Below are 15,382 nucleotides of genomic sequence, written 5' to 3'. Positions count from 1 at the left end.
GGGCGCCGCGCGGCGCTTTCACCTTCCCGGCACCACCGGGATTCTCCGTGGGGGTTCATCACTGTGCGCATGCGCAGCACTTCGGCCGCGACGGCGCTCGCGGTCCTGTTCAGCTCGGCGGCACTCAGCGTCGCCGCGGCCGGCTCCGCGTCGGCCGCGACGGCCTCCGTCACCACGCCCGGCGGTCTCGTCGCGGACGCCACCCGCGTCTTCCTCGGCGACAACAGCTCCGGCACCGTCCTGGCCGCCGACCACGCCGGCAATGTCGTCGACTCGGTCAGCGGCATCCCCGGCGTCACCGACCTCGCCCTGTCGGCCGACGGCGGCACGCTGTACGCCGCCACGCCGGAACTGCACGAGATCGTGGCCCTCGACACGGCCACCCTCGACGTCAAGGCCCGCTACACCGTCGCCACCACCGACGGCCCGCGCTATGTCGCCGTCGCCGGCGGCAAGGTCTGGTTCAGCTACGGCGACCAGTGGTCCGGCGACATCGGCTCGGTCGACCCCGCGGTGGACCCGGCGAGCGGCACCGATCCGGTGGCGCTCGGCCAGTTCTCGGGCAAGGTCTGGGGCCAGGCGCTCCTCGACACCGACCCGACCGCACCCGGTCTGCTGGCCGTCGGCGAGACCGGCCTGTCCACCGACTCCATGGCCGTCCTCGACGTCTCCAGCGGCACCCCGCAGCAGCTCGCCTGGCACAACGGCGACTACTCGCTGAACAACGGCATCGGCGACATCGACCTCGTCCCCGGCGCCCCGCAGGTGCTGTTCAACGGCAAGGACCGGGCCAAGTACGCCGACGGCAAGTTCACCCTCGCCGGCTCCTACCCGTCCGGCCAGCGCGCCGACATCGCCGCCAACGGCCTGGTCGCCCAGATCAACGGCGACAAGGTGGCCGTATACCAGCCAGGCGCGACCCAGCCGCTGCGGACCTACACCACCAGCACGAACGGCACGGCCGACCTGACCTGGTCCCCGGACGCCTCGCGGATCTTCGCGCTGGTCGCCTCCTCCTCCGGCTACACCCTCAAGGCGCTGACCGGCACCACGCTCAACGTCCCCACCCTCACCGTCAACGCCCCCGCCACGGCCACCCGCGCCAAGCCGCTCACCGTCACCGGCAAGCTCTCGGCGACCGTACCGCTGCCGGCCGGGGTCCAGCTGACGGTCACCCGCACCGACCTGGAGAGCCCGAACGGCAAGGCGCTGGCGCCGGTGACGGTCAAGGCGGACGGCACGTACTCCTTCACCAACACCCCGCCGGCCGGCGGCAAGGTGAAGTACACGGTCAAGTACGCGGGCGACGCCCAGCACACGGCCGTGAGCGCCTCCGACACCGTCGAGGTCTCCCGCGCCGCCACCACGCTCAGCCTCAACAACAACGGCAAGCTCTACTCGTACGGCGCCGACGTGAAGTTCACGGCGCACCTCGGGACGACGTACAAGAACCGCTCGGTCTCGATCTACGCCGACCCCTTCGGCAGCGACAAGGGCAAGAAGCTCATCAAGACCGGCACGGTCAACGCCGACGGCAACATCAGCGCCTGGGTGGACATGACCCGGGACACGGCCGTCACCGCGGTCTTCTCGGGCGACGCCCGCTACAAGCCGAAGACGGTCAAGTCCACGGCCTACGCCAAGGTCAAGATCTCCACCGCCGTCTCCAAGCACTACAAGACGGCGAAGATCGGCACGAAGAACTACTACTGGTTCCACAAGAGCACCGACCCGCTGCTCACCACGACGATGTCCTACTACCCGGGCCGCCAGCAGCGCTTCGACCTCCAGGCCTACTACAACGGCGCCTGGCACACGCTGGGCCAGGAGTACTTCCCGCTCGGCAGCAACGGCAAGTCGGCCATCACCCTCGAGGCACCCGGCGAGTCCGGGATCAAGGCGCGCGTGCGGTCCGTGTACGTCAACGGTTCGTCCGGTGACAGCGTGAACTCGACGACGTACGGGGCGTGGAAGTACCTGTACTTCAGCAACTGACACCGGTCCGGCTCGGACGTGGTTCTGACGGGGAGACCCGGAGGGAATGCCCTCCGGGTTTTCTCCGTTAGGGGTGGCAGAAAGTTCAACGCTCAACTAAACTGGACGCACCAAGGAGGTACCGACATGCCTGCAGTGACCGTCGAGAACCCGCTGACGCTCCCGCGCGTGGCCGCCCCGGCCGACGCCGTGTCCCGTCCCGTAGTCGGCGTCACGACCGCGCCGAGCGGCTTCGAGGGCGAGGGCTTCCCGGTGCGCCGGGCGTTCGCGGGGATTCATTACCGGCATCTGGATCCGTTCATCATGATGGATCAGATGGGGGAGGTGGATTATGCTCCGGGCACTCCGAAGGGGACCCCCTGGCACCCGCACCGCGGCTTCGAGACCGTCACGTACATCATCGACGGGACCTTCATCCACCAGGACTCCAACGGTGGTGGCGGCACCATCACGAACGGGGACACCCAGTGGATGACGGCGGGCTCGGGCCTGCTGCACATCGAGACCCCGCCCGAGTCGCTCGTGATGTCCGGCGGCCTGTTCCACGGCCTCCAGCTCTGGGTCAACCTCCCCGCCAAGGACAAGATGAAGGACCCGCGCTACCAGGACATCCGCGGTGGCCAGGTCCAGCTTCTGACCTCGCCGGACGGTGGCGCGCTGCTTCGGGTGATCGCGGGTGAGCTGGACGGCCACGAGGGCCCCGGCATCACGCACACGCCGATCACGATGATCCACGCGACGCTGGCGCCGGGTGCGGAGATCACGCTGCCGTGGCGTGAGGACTTCAACGCGCTGGCCTACGTCCTGGCCGGGCGCGGCTCGGTCGGCACCGACCGGCGCCCCATCCACCTGGGCCAGACGGCGGTCTTCGGCGCGGGCGGCTCCCTGACGGTCCGCGCGGACGAGAAGCAGGACTCCAACGCGCCGGACCTGGAGGTCGTACTCCTGGGCGGACAGCCGATCCGTGAGCCCATGGCGCACTACGGCCCGTTCGTCATGAACACCCGTGAGGAACTGCAGCAGGCGTTCGAGGACTTCCAGAAGGGACGGCTGGGGACGATCCCCGCCGTGCATGGGATGTCGGAGGGTGGCCTGTAAGACGGGCTGAGACTCGGTAGGTTGCAGGACAGGCCCGAAGCCGCAAGTTCGGATTGCGGCTTCGGGCCTGTCTCGTTCGGGCGCTGTTACGGCAGTACGTACACCGGCGCACCTTCAGGAGTGCAGCCGGCCTGGCGCATGCAGCCGCGCTTGAGCAGCATCCGCAGGCAGTCGTGGACGCGGTCGTGCGACAGCCCGGTCCGGTTGGCGATCTCCGTCACGCGGTAGTGGGCACCGCCGTTGAGCAGGGCCGGGGCCAGGTAGGCGGCCACCGAGTGGACGTCCTCGGTGACGACGAGGTTCTTCGCCTTCCAGGCGGCAAGGAGTTCCTGGGGCGTCAACTTCGGGGCCGGGGTGGACCGGTCGTTGCGTCGGTTCCTCAGGGACTCGGCGATGTCGCTCAGGCTGCCGCTGATCTGCCGCAGCAGCTCATTGCGCTCCCCGGCGATGGCGGCCAGCCTCTCGTCCGCCTCGAGGTTGCGCTGTTCGAGTCGGACGATGGCGTCGGCGACCGCTTGGGGCATGACGTAGGCGGGGGTGCCTGTGGCGGGGGTTTGGGCGGGAGACGGTTCCAGGGCGTAGGAGCCGTCGCGGTGGATCGTCTCGATGACTTCGGCCACCCAGGTCTTGAACGGCTCGCACTCGGGCTTGGTGCAACCGTTGACGAGTGCGATGAGGCCGCGAAGATTCACCATCCGCATTGACTTCTTGAGCCCGTGACCTGCAATTTTGCTCGAAGCGTCTACTCCATAGACGCTTCGTGCAAGATCGCCCAAGTTCATCTGGCACTCGGGTGCAACATGCCACCCGAGTGCTTGCCGCGTGTTCGCGTAGCCGAGATCCGTGGCTACGTCCGCCGCTACGAACCAATGTTCCCCGTCCGGCGTGGTCACCCTCCGCATCCGCGCCCCAGTGGCTGCGAACACGAAGTCGTTGATGTCGATCGCGTCCGGCTTCTGCATGTTCTGCTCGTTCATCGAGCATCACCTCCGTGTCGGAACCTAGAGACAACGAAGGTGCAACTCGCTTACAGATAAAGGATGTTCACCCGAAACGGTGAGCTAGCCCTTCACGCCGGTGACGAACGCGGACCAGGCCGTCGGGCCGAAGAGCAGCGCCGGGCCGGTGGGGTTCTTGCTGTCGCGGATGGGGGTGAGGTTCGGGTGGCCGTCGGCGACCTCCACGCAGCTGCCGTTGTCGCCGCCGCTGTGGCTGGACTTGCGCCAGGTGCTGAGGGCCGACGCGTCAGGGATGTGGTGGGCGCTCATGGTTGCCGTAGTCCTCCGCCACCGACTCGATCAGGTCCAGGGACGCCTCCGGCGGCAGCGCGGCGGCCCTGGTCAGATCGTATGCGTCGCGGTAACGGCGGACCAGTGACGGTTCGTCGGTCAGTGAACCGGTGTGCAGCGCCTCTACATAGGCCATGTCAGGAGCGTCGGCGAAACGCATCAGGCTCACCATGCTGTTCATGGTCGCGTGGATTCCCGCACTGAACGGGACCACCTGGACCAGAACCCGACCGGAGCGTCCCAACTGTGCGATGTGGCGTAGCTGTTCGGTCATTACCTCCGGGCTGCCGACAAGGGTGCGGATGACACTCTCGTGCAGGATCGCCCATACGCGAGGGGTTTCCGGGTGCTCCAGGATGCGGGCGCGTTCCAGCCTGTTGACGACCTTCTTGTCAACATCGTCCGCCGTGGCGTGGGGCCGGAAACCGCGGAACACAGCCCGCGCATACGCCCTCGTCTGCAACAGCCCCGGCACCAGCGAAACCGCGTACTCCTCGATGAAAACCGCCAGTTGCTCCGCCTCGGCCGCCTCCTGGAAGTGCTCGGCGAAACGGGACTTGGCGAGGGTCTTGCGCCAGCGGGTGAAGAAGCCGTCGGTGCCCAGGACCTGGTCGAGTCGCTGTGCGTCCGCGTGTGAGGGGGTGCGGCGGCCCGCCTCGTAGTGGGCGATGAGGGACGGTGAGCAGACGACTCGCTCGGCCAGTTCGGCCTGGGTGAGGCCGGCCGCCTCTCTTCTTCGGCGCAACTCGTCGCCGTATCGCTGCTCGTTGGAGAGCGGTTCGTGGTGTCCTGCTCGACCTGTCATCCGCGCAACGCCCCTTCTTGACGGCCGCGTTGTAGAGCCGATCACTCTGTCCACGGTAGCCGCGCATCGTCACGCTGTGGATACGAACAGTGAGATCAGGCAGGTGGGAGGCGGCGGAGATGGACACCGGGGCGTTGATGGTCGACACCCGTGACGGGCGGGTCGGTGTGGTCATGGGGAACGAGGGGCCGTATGTGCAGCTGCGGCCCCCGCAGGGCGGGGTCGAGTGGGACGTGCCCCCGGACCTCCTCCGCGAGCCGGAGCCCGGTGAGGTGCTGAGCGCCAAGGTGGCCGTCGCCAATGCGAGGTGGGGGAAGTGAGCGGGCCGCGTTCCGTCGTACGGCATGTGCAGTGGACGCTGGAGCCGGACCGGGAGCCGGATGCCGAGCCGGTCACGTACGCGATGGAGTGTGCGGTGTGCGGTGAGCGGTCGGAGGCCAGCGTGGACTTCGGGGTGCCGCAGGGGTGGGTGCTGGCGCACGGCGGGCGGAATCCGTCGCATCACAGCTATCGGGAGGTCATCGTCCGGCCTTGGCGTGCTTGGTGGAAGGCCTGAAGCGCTGACATTCCGTCACCTGACCGGCCGTCCGCGCAGGACAAGGCCGTGGGCGCGTGATCCGCTGGGTGTGTGCAACTGCTTCCCGATCCCGTTCGTCGTCTCGCCGCCTGGTGTGCCGTCACCCTGCTCGTCGCCGGTGTCGTCTACGTCGGGATCCGGCTGTGTGTGGAGTTCCGTACCGCCGTCGTGCCCGTGCTGCTCGCGCTGCTGGGGACCGCGCTTCTTGGGCCGCTTCATCGGTGGCTCGTCAAGGGCAAGGTCAATCGGTCCGTTGCCGCCGGGCTCACCTGTGTCGCGGTCGTCGCCGTCGTCGGTGGGGCCGTCTATATCGTCGTCGCCGCGCTCATCGACACCGGGGATCAGATCCTCGCCTCGCTGAAGGACGCGGCTCAGGGGCTTGCCGATCACTTCGGGGCTGCGGGGACCTCGCTCGATGACATCGCCTCCAATGCCAAGGAGTTGCTGAGCAAGTTCGGGGGGACGGCGGCGTCGGGGGTCATCAGTGGGGTGAGTGTCGTCGGCGAGACCATTGCCATGGCCGTGCTGGCGCTGCTGCTCGTCTTCTTCTTTCTGCGTGATTCCCATCGGGCCGTCGGGACCCTGCGCTCCCTCGTTCCCCGTTCCTCCGCCGATGTCGCCGAGGCCATGGGGCGGCGGGCCTACGAGGCGGTGGAGGGGTTCATGCGGGGGACGACGATCATCGCGTTCATCGATGCCCTTTGCATTACGGTCGGGCTGCTCGTCCTTGATGTCCCCGGGGCCGTCGGGCTGGGGGCGCTCGTCTTCGTCGGGGCCTATATCCCTTACCTTGGCGCCTTCATCTCCGGGGCTGTCGCCGTGCTCGTCGCGCTGGCGGACCGGGGGTTCGTCATCGCGCTGTGGGCGCTCGGGGTGGTGCTCGCCGTGCAGGTGCTCGAAGGGCATGTGCTGCAGCCGATGATCCAGAGCCGGACCGTGCAGATGCATCCGGCCGTCGTCATGCTGGCGATCACCGCGGGGGCGTCCGTCGCCGGGATTCTCGGGATGCTGCTCGCCGTACCGCTCACCGCCGCCGCCTTCGGGATCGCCCATGAGCTGCGGGAGCTCTACTCCGGCGGCTCCGGGGAGTCCGCCGCCGTCGACTCGTAGAGCTCGAACCAGATGCTCTTGCCCTCGCCCCGCGGGTCCACCCCCCACGCGTCCGCGAGCAGTTCGATCAGCATCAGGCCGCGGCCCGACGAGGCCAGTTCGCCGGGGCGGCGCTTGTGGGGGAGGTCGTCGCTGGTGTCCGTCACCTCCACGTGCATGCGGCGTTCGCCGGGGGCGCCTCGGACCTCCGCGAGGAGCAGGGCGTCCGCGTCCGTGTGGACCAGCACGTTCGTCAGCATCTCCGAGAGCAGCAGGACCGCTGAGTCCACCTGGTCCTCCGATTGCCAGTCGTGCAGCAGTTCTCTCAGCTGCTGACGGGCCACCGCCACCCTCTCCGGTTCCGCCTGGGCCACCGACAGCATCGTGCGGCGGACCTGGGGTGCGGTCACGACCGTGTCGCCGCATCCGCAGCCCTCTCCCTCGCGGCACAGCAGCAGGACCGCTATGTCGTCCTCGCGGCGGTCGGCCAGCGGGCCCGTCGTGTGGTGGGAGGACGGGCCGTGGACCGCCTGGACCAGGGCGTCCGCCAGTTCCTCCAGGTCGCCCTTGTGGCCCTCCAGGATCGTGCGGACCCGCACCCAGCCGGTCTCCAGGTCGTGGCCGCCCGTTTCGATCAGGCCGTCGGTGCAGACCAGCATCGTCTCGCCGGGTTCGAGGGTGAGGCGGGTCGTGGGGTAGTCCGCGTCGGGGTCGATGCCGAGGGGGAGGCCGCCGTCGGTGCGGCGGATCAGGACGGTGCCGTCGGCCATGCGGACGGCGGGGTCGGGGTGGCCGGCACGGGCGATGTCGAGGCAGCCGGTGGCGGGGTCGACCTCGACGTAGAGGCAGGTGGCGAAGCGCAGGTCGGCGGGGTCGTCGGCGTCGTGCGTCATGCCGTGGAGGAAGCGGGAGGCGCGGGAGAGGACCGCGTCGGGGCGGTGCCCTTCGGACGCGTATGCCCTCAATGCGATCCGCAGCTGGCCCATCAGACCCGCCGCGTGTACGTCGTGGCCCTGCACGTCGCCGATGACGAGGGCGAAGCGGCCTCCCCCGGACTCCGTCCGGGAGGTGCCCCCAGGCAGCGGGATCATGTCGTACCAGTCGCCGCCGACCTGGAGGCCGCCGCCGGTCGGGACGTAGCGGGCGGCCACGCGCATGCCGGGTATCTCGGGGCCGAGCTTGGGGAGCATGGAGCGCTGGAGGCCGTCCGTGAGCGCCCGGGCCGATTCCGCGGCCTCGGCGCGGGAGAGGGCCTGGGCGAGCATGCGGGCCACGGTGGTGAGGACCGAGCGTTCGTCGGGGGTGAAGGCGACCGGGTAGGTGAACGCCGCCATCCAGGCGCCCATCGTGCGGCCCGCGACCGTCAGGGGCAGGAAGGCCCAGGACTGGCGGCCGAAGTGGGCCGCGAGGGGCCAGGTGACCGGGTAGCGGTTGCGGTACTGCTCGGGGGTGGAGAGGTACACCGCCCGGCCGGTGCGGACCACCTCGGCGGCCGGGTAGTCGGTGTCCAGGGCCATGTGGGAGAAGGGGCCCTCGTCGCCGGGCTGCTGGCCGTGGTGGCCGATGATCTTCAGGCGGTCGCCCTCGACGCCGAAGACGGCCAGGCCGTCCGGGGAGAAGCCCGGCATGGAGAGGCCTGCCGCGACCCGGAGGACCTCCTCGGTGGAGCGGGCCTCCGCGAGGGCGCGGCCCGCGTCCAGCAGGAACGCCTCCCTGGAGCGGCGCCAGTCGCCGGTGACCGCGCTGCGGGCGGCCGGGGTGCCGGGGGACGGCTCGGTGACCTCCTGCAGGGTGCCGATCAGGACGAAGGCGCGTCTTTCGGCGTCGTACGTGGGGTTCGAGCGGCTGCGTACGACGCGGATCACCCGGTTCTGCTCGTCCATGATCCGGATGCGGACCTCGGCGAGGGTGCCCTCGGCGACGGCGAGCTGGATGACGCCGGTGATCTCGTTCCAGTCGACGGCGTGCATGCGCGCGCGTGCCTGGACCTCGGTGAGGGTGGTGGGCTCGGCGGGCAGCCCGAGCAGTCGTGCGGCCTCGGCGTCCACGGTGACCTGGCCCGTTGCGGTGTCCCAGTGCCACAGGCCGGTCGCGAGGGCGGCGAGGACCTCCCCCACGGCGGGCAGGGGCTCACCAGTGCGCATTGGACCACTGTAGGAACAGCTGATCGGCAGCCGCCACCGTTGCGCGGTCGCTGTGGCCGCGATTAATGGTGGGGAGCCGATCTTGGGGCGGCCGGTACCCTTGGGAGGTCCGGGCACCATGGCCCGTTCCTGTCGGGGAGTGACCCTCGGCACACGCCCACACTGTAAGGACGATGAACGACGATGCATCGGTACAGGTCCCACACCTGCGGCGAGCTCCGCTCCTCTGACGTCGGCACCGACGTCCGGCTGAGTGGCTGGCTGCACAATCGGCGCGACCTGGGCGGCATCCTCTTCATCGATCTGCGCGATCACTACGGCATCACGCAGCTGGTCGCCCGGCCGGGTACGCCCGCTTACGAGGCCCTGGACAAGGTCTCCAAGGAGTCGACCGTCCGGATCGACGGCCGCGTTGTTTCACGTGGAACCGAGAACGTGAACCCGGATCTGCCGACCGGCGAGATCGAGGTCGAGGTCTCCGAGGTGGAGCTGCTCGGCGCGGCCGCCCCGCTGCCGTTCACGATCAACACCGAGGACGGGGTCAACGAGGAGCGGCGCCTGGAGTACCGCTTCCTGGACCTGCGCCGCGAGCGCATGCACAAGAACATCATGCTGCGGTCGTCGGTCATCGCCTCGATCCGCTCCAAGATGGTGGCTCTCGGCTTCAACGAGATGGCGACGCCGATCCTGTCCGCCACCTCCCCCGAGGGCGCGCGTGACTTCGTCGTGCCGTCGCGTCTGAACCCGGGCAAGTTCTACGCCCTCCCCCAGGCGCCGCAGCAGTTCAAGCAGCTGCTGATGATCTCCGGCTTCGACCGTTACTTCCAGATCGCACCCTGCTTCCGTGACGAGGACGCGCGCGCGGACCGTTCGCCGGGCGAGTTCTACCAGCTCGACGTCGAGATGAGCTTCGTCGAGCAGGAGGACGTCTTCCAGCCGATCGAGAAGCTCATGACGGAGCTGTTCGAGGAGTTCGGCAACGGGCGTCATGTGACCTCGCCGTTCCCGCGGATCCCGTTCCGTGAGGCGATGCTGAAGTACGGCTCCGACAAGCCGGACCTGCGGGCCCAGCTGGAGCTCGTCGACATCACCGACATCTTCGAGGGCTCGGAGTTCAAGGCCTTCGCCGGCAAGCACGTGCGTGCGCTGCCGGTGCCGGACGTCTCCGCCCAGCCGCGGAAGTTCTTCGACCAGCTCGGCGACTTCGCCGTCACGCTGGGCGCGAAGGGCCTGGCCTGGGTGCGGGTCCAGGAGGACGGTTCGCTGTCCGGCCCGATCGCGAAGTTCCTCACCGAGGAGAACGTCGCCGAGCTGACCAAGCGGCTCTCGCTGGCCGCCGGGCACGCGGTGTTCTTCGGCGCGGGCGAGTTCGACGAGGTCTCGAAGATCATGGGCGCGGTGCGCGTCGAGGCCGCCAAGCGTGCCGGGCACTTCGAGGAGAACGTCTTCCGGTTCTGCTGGATCGTCGACTTCCCGATGTACGAGAAGGACGAGGACACCGGCGCGATCGACTTCTCGCACAACCCGTTCTCGATGCCGCAGGGCGGCCTTGAGGCCCTGGAGACCCAGGACCCGCTGGACATCCTGGGCTGGCAGTACGACATCGTCTGCAACGGTGTCGAGCTGTCCTCCGGCGCGATCCGGAACCACGAGCCCGAGATCATGCTGAAGGCCTTCGAGATCGCCGGTTACGACCGGGAGACCGTCGAGGAGAAGTTCGCGGGCATGCTGCGCGCGTTCCGCTTCGGCGCCCCGCCGCACGGCGGCATCGCGCCGGGCGTGGACCGCATCGTGATGCTCCTCGCGGACGAGCCGAACATCCGCGAGACCATCGCCTTCCCGCTCAACGGCAACGCCCAGGACCTGATGATGGGCGCGCCGACGGAGCTGGAGGAGGCGCGGCTGAAGGAGCTGCACCTGACGGTGCGCAAGCCGCAGCCGAAGTAGGAAGTCAGGGTGGAGGGCTCGAAACCGGCGTCGGTTTCGAGCCCTTCCTCTTTTCCTAGCAGAGCACAAGGGCGCCCGGGGACCGTGCGGACCCCGGGCGCCTCAAACTCGTGCAACCTGCGAACTGCTTTTTCAGGAAAGGAACTTGTAGGCCCCGAAGCCGGTCGCGATCTTCGTACGGCCGCCGAACGACCCCTTCCCGTCACCGCTGTTGCGGTACAGGTTGCCGCTCGTGTCGCGGGAGACGAGGTCGGCCTTGCCGTCGTCGGTGATGTCGCCGACGCCCACGACCGCGTTGTACGAGCCGCCCCAGTCGGCGAACAGCTTCACGCGCGCCTTGAAGGTGCCGTCGCCCTTGCCGTCGTAGCGGTAGAGGACGTTGGACTTGTCCTGGGCCAGCAGGTCGCCGATGCCGTCGCCGTTGAGGTCCCCGGCGCCGACGATCTTCTTGTAGCCCTTCCAGTTGTCGTACAGCTTCACGCGCGACGACAGTTTGCCGGTGCTGGTGCCCTTGTAGAGGTACACGGTTCCCGTGGACGCGTTGCGGGCGATCAGGTCGGGGCGGCCGTCGCCGCTGACGTCGCCGGGGGAGGTGAGGATGTCGTACTGGGTCCAGCCGCTGGTGCCGAGGGTGGTGTACGACGTCGACGGCTTCAGCGCCGCGCCCCGGCCCGGCTTGTACAGGCGCAGGGCGCCGCTGCTGTACCGCACGAGGACGTCGTTGTAGCGGTCGCCGCTGAGGTCGCCGATCGGGATGGCCTTGATGCTCGTCGCCCAGCCGGTGCCGGTGGTCTTCTCGCCGAACTTCCCCGTGCCGGTGCCGGAGTGGTACGTCAGTCCGCCGGAGGAGTTGAGGGTGAGCAGGTCACCGCGGCCGTCGGGGCCGTCGGGGCTGACGTAGTCGTGGCGTACCGGCGCTCCGCCCTGGAGGAACACCTCGCCGGAGGTGACCGTGTTCGTCGTGGCGGTGCCGAGGCCGGTCGCCTTCAGGGTCCACTTGGTCCAGCCGTTGGGGAAGTAACTCCCGCTCGCCGTCTTGCCGTTCCAGGTCGACGACACCCGCGCCGCGGTCGCGCCGCCTGTGATCGTGCGGGTGCCCTTGCCGGTCGGGCCGCTCTGCACCGAGGTGAAGACGAGGGACCAGGAGGTGACCGGGCGGGACAGGACCCAGGAGCCCGTGAGGGGTGTGGACGCGTCCAGGTAGCTGTGGGTCTCCGCGTCGAAGACCGTCACCGCGGACGGGGCGATGCCCGTGGTCGTGACGTGGGTGCGCTCGTAGTCGTCGAACCAGGCGACCAGACCGGTGTACTCGTCCACCGTCCACCGGTAACGCCGGTCCACGGTCAGTCCCTTGTCGGGCAGGCCGGACGCGATCGTCCGCGTGGTGCCGGTGGCCGCCTCGGTCAGGTCCAGGGTGTCGGTGGTGTGGTCGTGGCGGACCGTGAAGCCGTCGCCGAGCAGTACGTCACCGGGGGTGACCGCCCTCGACGTCCCCGCCTTGGTGTCGTACACCCCCGCCGAATCCGTCCCGCACGCCCAGTACAACCAGCGGCCCGCCGCCTGGAGTTCACTCGGAACACAGGCCAGACCCGGGACGGTCACCGTGGAGAGGGTCTTCTCCAGCGGGATGCTGTACGAGGTGAGTTTGCCCGCGGTCGTCGTGGCGCTCCAGAGGGTGGAGCCGCTCAGGGCGGCGGCGCGCACGGAACGCTTCAGCTTCTGGCCCTGGCCGAACTCGCCGACGTACTGCATGGGGCTCGTGCCGCCGGAGTTGTAGACGGCGTAGTCGTCGGCGGCGTCGACGATCGAGCCGCCCGTGGTGCCGAACTCCAGCTGATGGCCGCCGATGGCCACCAGCCGGTCGGCGCCGCCGGCCTCGGGGTTGTCGGTCTCGCCGTTGGTGTCGAGGTAGACGTCCTCGCCGGAGAGGTTGCCCCACAGCGGTGCGCAGGTGGTGCCGGCGTACGGGCAGACGACCGCGGAGTTGTAGGAGGCACTTGCCGTCGCTGCGGACGCGGTCAGCTCCGTGGAGCCGTTGGTGGTGAGGGTGCGCACGGACGTCGTACGGTTCGACTCGGCGACCCGCAGGCTGCCGCGGCTGAGCGCGATGCCCGTCTTGGCGTTCTCCGGTGCCGGTGACTGGTGCACCTTCTCCAGTTTGAGCGAACCGTCCTCGGCCTGGCTGACCCGCTGTACCCACCAGTCGTCGGCGTCGGTGCCGCCGGTGATGAGGGCGGTGCCGTCGCCGGACTCCACGGAGTACTCGCCGGAGGCGGCCAGCAAGGTCTGCTGCACGGAGGGGTCGGTGACGTCGACCGCGAGGAGTTTCGGGCTCACCGACCTGGTGGCCAGCGGCAGCAGCAGCCAGTCGCCGACCAGGACCGGGTCGCCGTCGAGGGTGCCCGGGTTGGCGGGCAGGGTGATGACCTGCTCGGCGGCGGTGAGGTCGGTGCGGGACTTCAGATGCAGCTCGGCGGTGTCTTCGTGGTACCAGCCGATGCGGTCCGCGCTCATCACGTACTGCCCGTCGGTGTCGACGTCCGTGAAGACGTCGGTGCTCACGGCCGACGCGGTGTCGAGGTAGACGAGGGTGCTGCTGTCGGGTGACCAGAGCACGCCGGTGGAGTCGGCGGCGCGTACCTCGCCGGTCTCCACGCCGGTTGTGTCGCCGGTGACCTTGCGGGCCCGCCACGCGCCGTCGACCTTGTCGATCACGGAGTAGGTGGTGACGATCCTGTTCCCGGCCAGCGCCTGGTAGTAGCCGTTGCCGGAGGTCCAGCTGACCTTCCTGGAGGTGGCCGTGGCCGGGTCCCAGAGGGTGGCGTAGGTGTCGGACTCGGTCGTCGGAAGGGCGACGAGGTCGCTGTCCGAGCCGTACCAGCCGGGCATCGTGCACTCGGTACCGAGGTACTCGCAGGCGATGACCGGGGTGTAGGCCCCGTCGGCGTCCACGACGGGCACGCTGCGGCCGGTCGCGTAGTCGGTCCACCGCAGGTCGGTGAAGCCGGTCTGCCGGTGAAGGAAGCCGCTGTCACCGGCGACGAACGGGCGCACGGCCCGCGGTGTGGTCGAACTCGGGTCGACCAGCGTCACCGCGGTGGTCCCGGCCTCGGCCGCTTCCGCGGAGCTCCCGCTTTCCCCCAGCACGACAACCGACGCGGCCGCCACGGCGACCGCGAGCGAGGAGACGGCGGCGGCAAGACCGCCCCGTCTCAGGGCGTGTCTGCCCACGTATGTAGTCCCTCCCGCCACGAGAGCCCCCTGCTCTCGCACAAGTGGCCGGATATTACCAAGCGTCGGGGACTGCACCCGGGCGGCGAGGTGACCGGCGACGACACCGGCGGGATGTACGCGGCGGGCGATCTCGACGGGGCCGCCGAGATCGCCACGGTCACCGCGGCCAGGTGCTGCTGGCGGGTCACGTAGTGCTAGCGGGCCACGTACTGGGTGAGGATCGCCTGCACCTCGTAGATGTCGACGCCCTTGGTGAAGGTCTTCTGGATCGGCACGGAGTTGCCAGAGACCCAGATCTTCAGCTCGGCGTCGAGATCGAAGGTGCCGGCGGTCTCCACCGCGAAGTGCGTGATGCTGCGGTACGGGATCGAGTGGTACTCGACCTTCTTGCCGGTGATGCCCTGCTTGTCGACCAGGATGAGGCGGCGGTCGGTGAACATGATGACGTCGCGCACCAGCTGGTACGCGGCCTGTACGCCCTCACCGGCGCCCAGCAGCTTGGCGAAGTCCGAGGCCGCCTGGCCGGGGTCGATGGTGTGCGCGTTGCCGAAAAGTGCCATGGATGAAACCCCCCACTCGTGACCACTGGTGATCTTCAGTGATCTTCGGGCATGTATAGCGCCTTGTGGGTGCGTGTGCCTAGATCAGGTGGGGAAATGGTGTGTAACCGGTGTGCATCAGGTGTCGTAACTCCCGTCCCAGGGCGGCCCGAAGCCCAGATTGTCCGGGTACAGCTCGGCCCAGCCCTCCCCGTCCTCCTCCCCGGCGACCATCCCGAACAGCACGCCGTCGACGGTGAGTTGGAAGGGGCGTACGGCGATGTCCGTGTACGTGCGCCGGGGCAGGCTGCGCAGCTGTGTCGCGAGGTGGGCGCGGGCGCGGGCGAGGGGGGAGACGGAAGGGTGCGGGGCGCGCTGCTGGGCGGCCCATGTGCCGGCGCACCAGATCTCCGAGTCGCGGTGGTTGCCCTCCGCGTCGAAGGTGTGCAGCACGGCGTAGAGCCGCTTGTGCTCCTCCCAGCCGCTGTCCAGCTGGAACCCCTTGGGGAAGGCGTAGGTGACCGACCCCAGGAACTGCCCTTCCGCGTACAGCCCGATGGCCTCGGTACGGCCGTGCGGCTCGTAGGCGATCGGGATGATCCCAGGTACTGCCATGGCGCAAACCATACGTATGTTCTCTGGCAAGTTCCGCCCCCCATCCACCA

Annotated in this window: 14 protein-coding genes; 7 read left to right on the top strand and 7 right to left on the bottom strand. The window is 69.0% G+C overall.

The window, feature by feature from the left end:
• Window positions 1-69: 69 nt before the first annotated feature.
• A complete protein-coding gene (locus PH203_RS17210) occupies window positions 70-1,995 on the top strand; it encodes an Ig-like domain repeat protein (protein ID WP_289920881.1) in 1,926 nt (641 codons plus the stop codon).
• A 126-nt stretch (window positions 1,996-2,121) separates the two neighbouring features.
• On the top strand, window positions 2,122-3,093 hold the full coding sequence (locus PH203_RS17205) for a pirin family protein (RefSeq protein WP_289920880.1): 972 nt from the start codon (window positions 2,122-2,124) through the stop codon (window positions 3,091-3,093).
• 86 nt (window positions 3,094-3,179) lie between these two features.
• Here PH203_RS17205 and PH203_RS17200 read toward each other — a convergent pair whose 3' ends face one another.
• From PH203_RS17200 to PH203_RS17190, 3 genes are all read right to left on the bottom strand, one after another.
• A complete protein-coding gene (locus PH203_RS17200; RefSeq protein ID WP_289921298.1) occupies window positions 3,180-3,995 on the bottom strand; it encodes a Bro-N domain-containing protein in 816 nt (271 codons plus the stop codon).
• A gap of 159 nt (window positions 3,996-4,154) precedes the next feature.
• Window positions 4,155-4,361, bottom strand: a complete 207-nt coding sequence (locus tag PH203_RS17195; RefSeq protein ID WP_289920878.1) for a DUF397 domain-containing protein — start codon at window positions 4,359-4,361, stop codon at window positions 4,155-4,157.
• Window positions 4,339-5,187 (bottom strand): helix-turn-helix transcriptional regulator, encoded by an 849-nt coding sequence (locus PH203_RS17190; RefSeq protein WP_289920877.1) that lies wholly within the window; start codon window positions 5,185-5,187, stop codon window positions 4,339-4,341. The genes PH203_RS17195 and PH203_RS17190 overlap by 23 nt, the downstream gene beginning before the upstream one ends.
• A 119-nt stretch (window positions 5,188-5,306) precedes the next feature.
• Between PH203_RS17190 and PH203_RS17185 the strand changes: the two genes are divergently transcribed.
• The 3 genes from PH203_RS17185 to PH203_RS17175 all read left to right on the top strand — a co-directional run bounded on the left by PH203_RS17185 (window position 5,307) and on the right by PH203_RS17175 (window position 6,874).
• Window positions 5,307-5,507 carry a hypothetical protein gene (locus PH203_RS17185; RefSeq protein WP_289921297.1) on the top strand — a complete coding sequence of 67 codons (201 nt, stop codon included), beginning with the start codon at window positions 5,307-5,309 and terminating at the stop codon, window positions 5,505-5,507.
• Window positions 5,495-5,743: a hypothetical protein gene (locus PH203_RS17180; RefSeq protein WP_289920876.1), complete on the top strand. Its 249-nt coding sequence runs from the start codon at window positions 5,495-5,497 to the stop codon at window positions 5,741-5,743. The genes PH203_RS17185 and PH203_RS17180 overlap by 13 nt, the downstream gene beginning before the upstream one ends.
• Window positions 5,744-5,815: 72 nt before the next feature.
• On the top strand, window positions 5,816-6,874 hold the full coding sequence (locus tag PH203_RS17175) for an AI-2E family transporter (protein ID WP_289920875.1): 1,059 nt from the start codon (window positions 5,816-5,818) through the stop codon (window positions 6,872-6,874).
• Here PH203_RS17175 and PH203_RS17170 read toward each other — a convergent pair.
• Entirely contained in the window at window positions 6,832-8,997 is a 2,166-nt protein-coding gene (locus PH203_RS17170) for a SpoIIE family protein phosphatase (RefSeq protein WP_289920873.1), read from the bottom strand. The genes PH203_RS17175 and PH203_RS17170 overlap by 43 nt on opposite strands.
• A gap of 183 nt (window positions 8,998-9,180) precedes the next feature.
• On the opposite strand from PH203_RS17170, the gene aspS reads away from it, so the two are divergent.
• Window positions 9,181-10,944, top strand: coding sequence for an aspartate--tRNA ligase (gene aspS, locus PH203_RS17165; protein WP_289920871.1), 1,764 nt, complete (start codon window positions 9,181-9,183; stop codon window positions 10,942-10,944).
• A gap of 132 nt (window positions 10,945-11,076) precedes the next feature.
• Here aspS and PH203_RS17160 read toward each other — a convergent pair whose 3' ends face one another.
• Window positions 11,077-14,175: a VCBS repeat-containing protein gene (locus PH203_RS17160; RefSeq protein WP_289920870.1), complete on the bottom strand. Its 3,099-nt coding sequence runs from the start codon at window positions 14,173-14,175 to the stop codon at window positions 11,077-11,079.
• Here PH203_RS17160 and PH203_RS17155 point away from each other — a divergent pair.
• Window positions 14,164-14,370 carry a hypothetical protein gene (locus tag PH203_RS17155; RefSeq protein ID WP_289920869.1) on the top strand — a complete coding sequence of 69 codons (207 nt, stop codon included), beginning with the start codon at window positions 14,164-14,166 and terminating at the stop codon, window positions 14,368-14,370. The genes PH203_RS17160 and PH203_RS17155 overlap by 12 nt on opposite strands.
• Window positions 14,371-14,372: 2 nt before the next feature.
• On the opposite strand, the gene PH203_RS17150 is transcribed toward PH203_RS17155, so the two are convergent.
• Together PH203_RS17150 and PH203_RS17145 are read right to left on the bottom strand one after the other, a co-directional pair.
• A complete protein-coding gene (locus tag PH203_RS17150; RefSeq protein ID WP_289920868.1) occupies window positions 14,373-14,738 on the bottom strand; it encodes a PH domain-containing protein in 366 nt (121 codons plus the stop codon).
• A 117-nt stretch (window positions 14,739-14,855) separates the two neighbouring features.
• Window positions 14,856-15,332, bottom strand: a complete 477-nt coding sequence (locus tag PH203_RS17145) for a hypothetical protein (RefSeq protein ID WP_289920866.1) — start codon at window positions 15,330-15,332, stop codon at window positions 14,856-14,858.
• Between the last annotated feature and the right edge of the window lie 50 nt (window positions 15,333-15,382).

It is taken from the genome of Streptomyces sp. S.PB5, from assembly GCF_030403745.1.
Classification (GTDB): Bacteria; Actinomycetota; Actinomycetes; order Streptomycetales; family Streptomycetaceae; genus Streptomyces.
Note: the sequence above shows the minus strand (reverse complement) of the source record. Positions and strands in the feature narration are given on the sequence as shown.

Coding starts and splice junctions, on each gene's coding strand:
- PH203_RS17190 (WP_289920877.1), bottom strand. CDS start 5,187: ATGACAGGTCGAGCAGGACACCACGAACCGCTCTCCAACGAGCAGCGA.
- PH203_RS17205 (WP_289920880.1), top strand. CDS start 2,122: ATGCCTGCAGTGACCGTCGAGAACCCGCTGACGCTCCCGCGCGTGGCC.
- aspS (WP_289920871.1), top strand. CDS start 9,181: ATGCATCGGTACAGGTCCCACACCTGCGGCGAGCTCCGCTCCTCTGAC.
- PH203_RS17200 (WP_289921298.1), bottom strand. CDS start 3,995: ATGCGGAGGGTGACCACGCCGGACGGGGAACATTGGTTCGTAGCGGCG.
- PH203_RS17145 (WP_289920866.1), bottom strand. CDS start 15,332: ATGGCAGTACCTGGGATCATCCCGATCGCCTACGAGCCGCACGGCCGT.
- PH203_RS17185 (WP_289921297.1), top strand. CDS start 5,307: ATGGACACCGGGGCGTTGATGGTCGACACCCGTGACGGGCGGGTCGGT.
- PH203_RS17170 (WP_289920873.1), bottom strand. CDS start 8,997: ATGCGCACTGGTGAGCCCCTGCCCGCCGTGGGGGAGGTCCTCGCCGCC.
- PH203_RS17210 (WP_289920881.1), top strand. CDS start 70: ATGCGCAGCACTTCGGCCGCGACGGCGCTCGCGGTCCTGTTCAGCTCG.
- PH203_RS17150 (WP_289920868.1), bottom strand. CDS start 14,738: ATGGCACTTTTCGGCAACGCGCACACCATCGACCCCGGCCAGGCGGCC.
- PH203_RS17195 (WP_289920878.1), bottom strand. CDS start 4,361: ATGAGCGCCCACCACATCCCTGACGCGTCGGCCCTCAGCACCTGGCGC.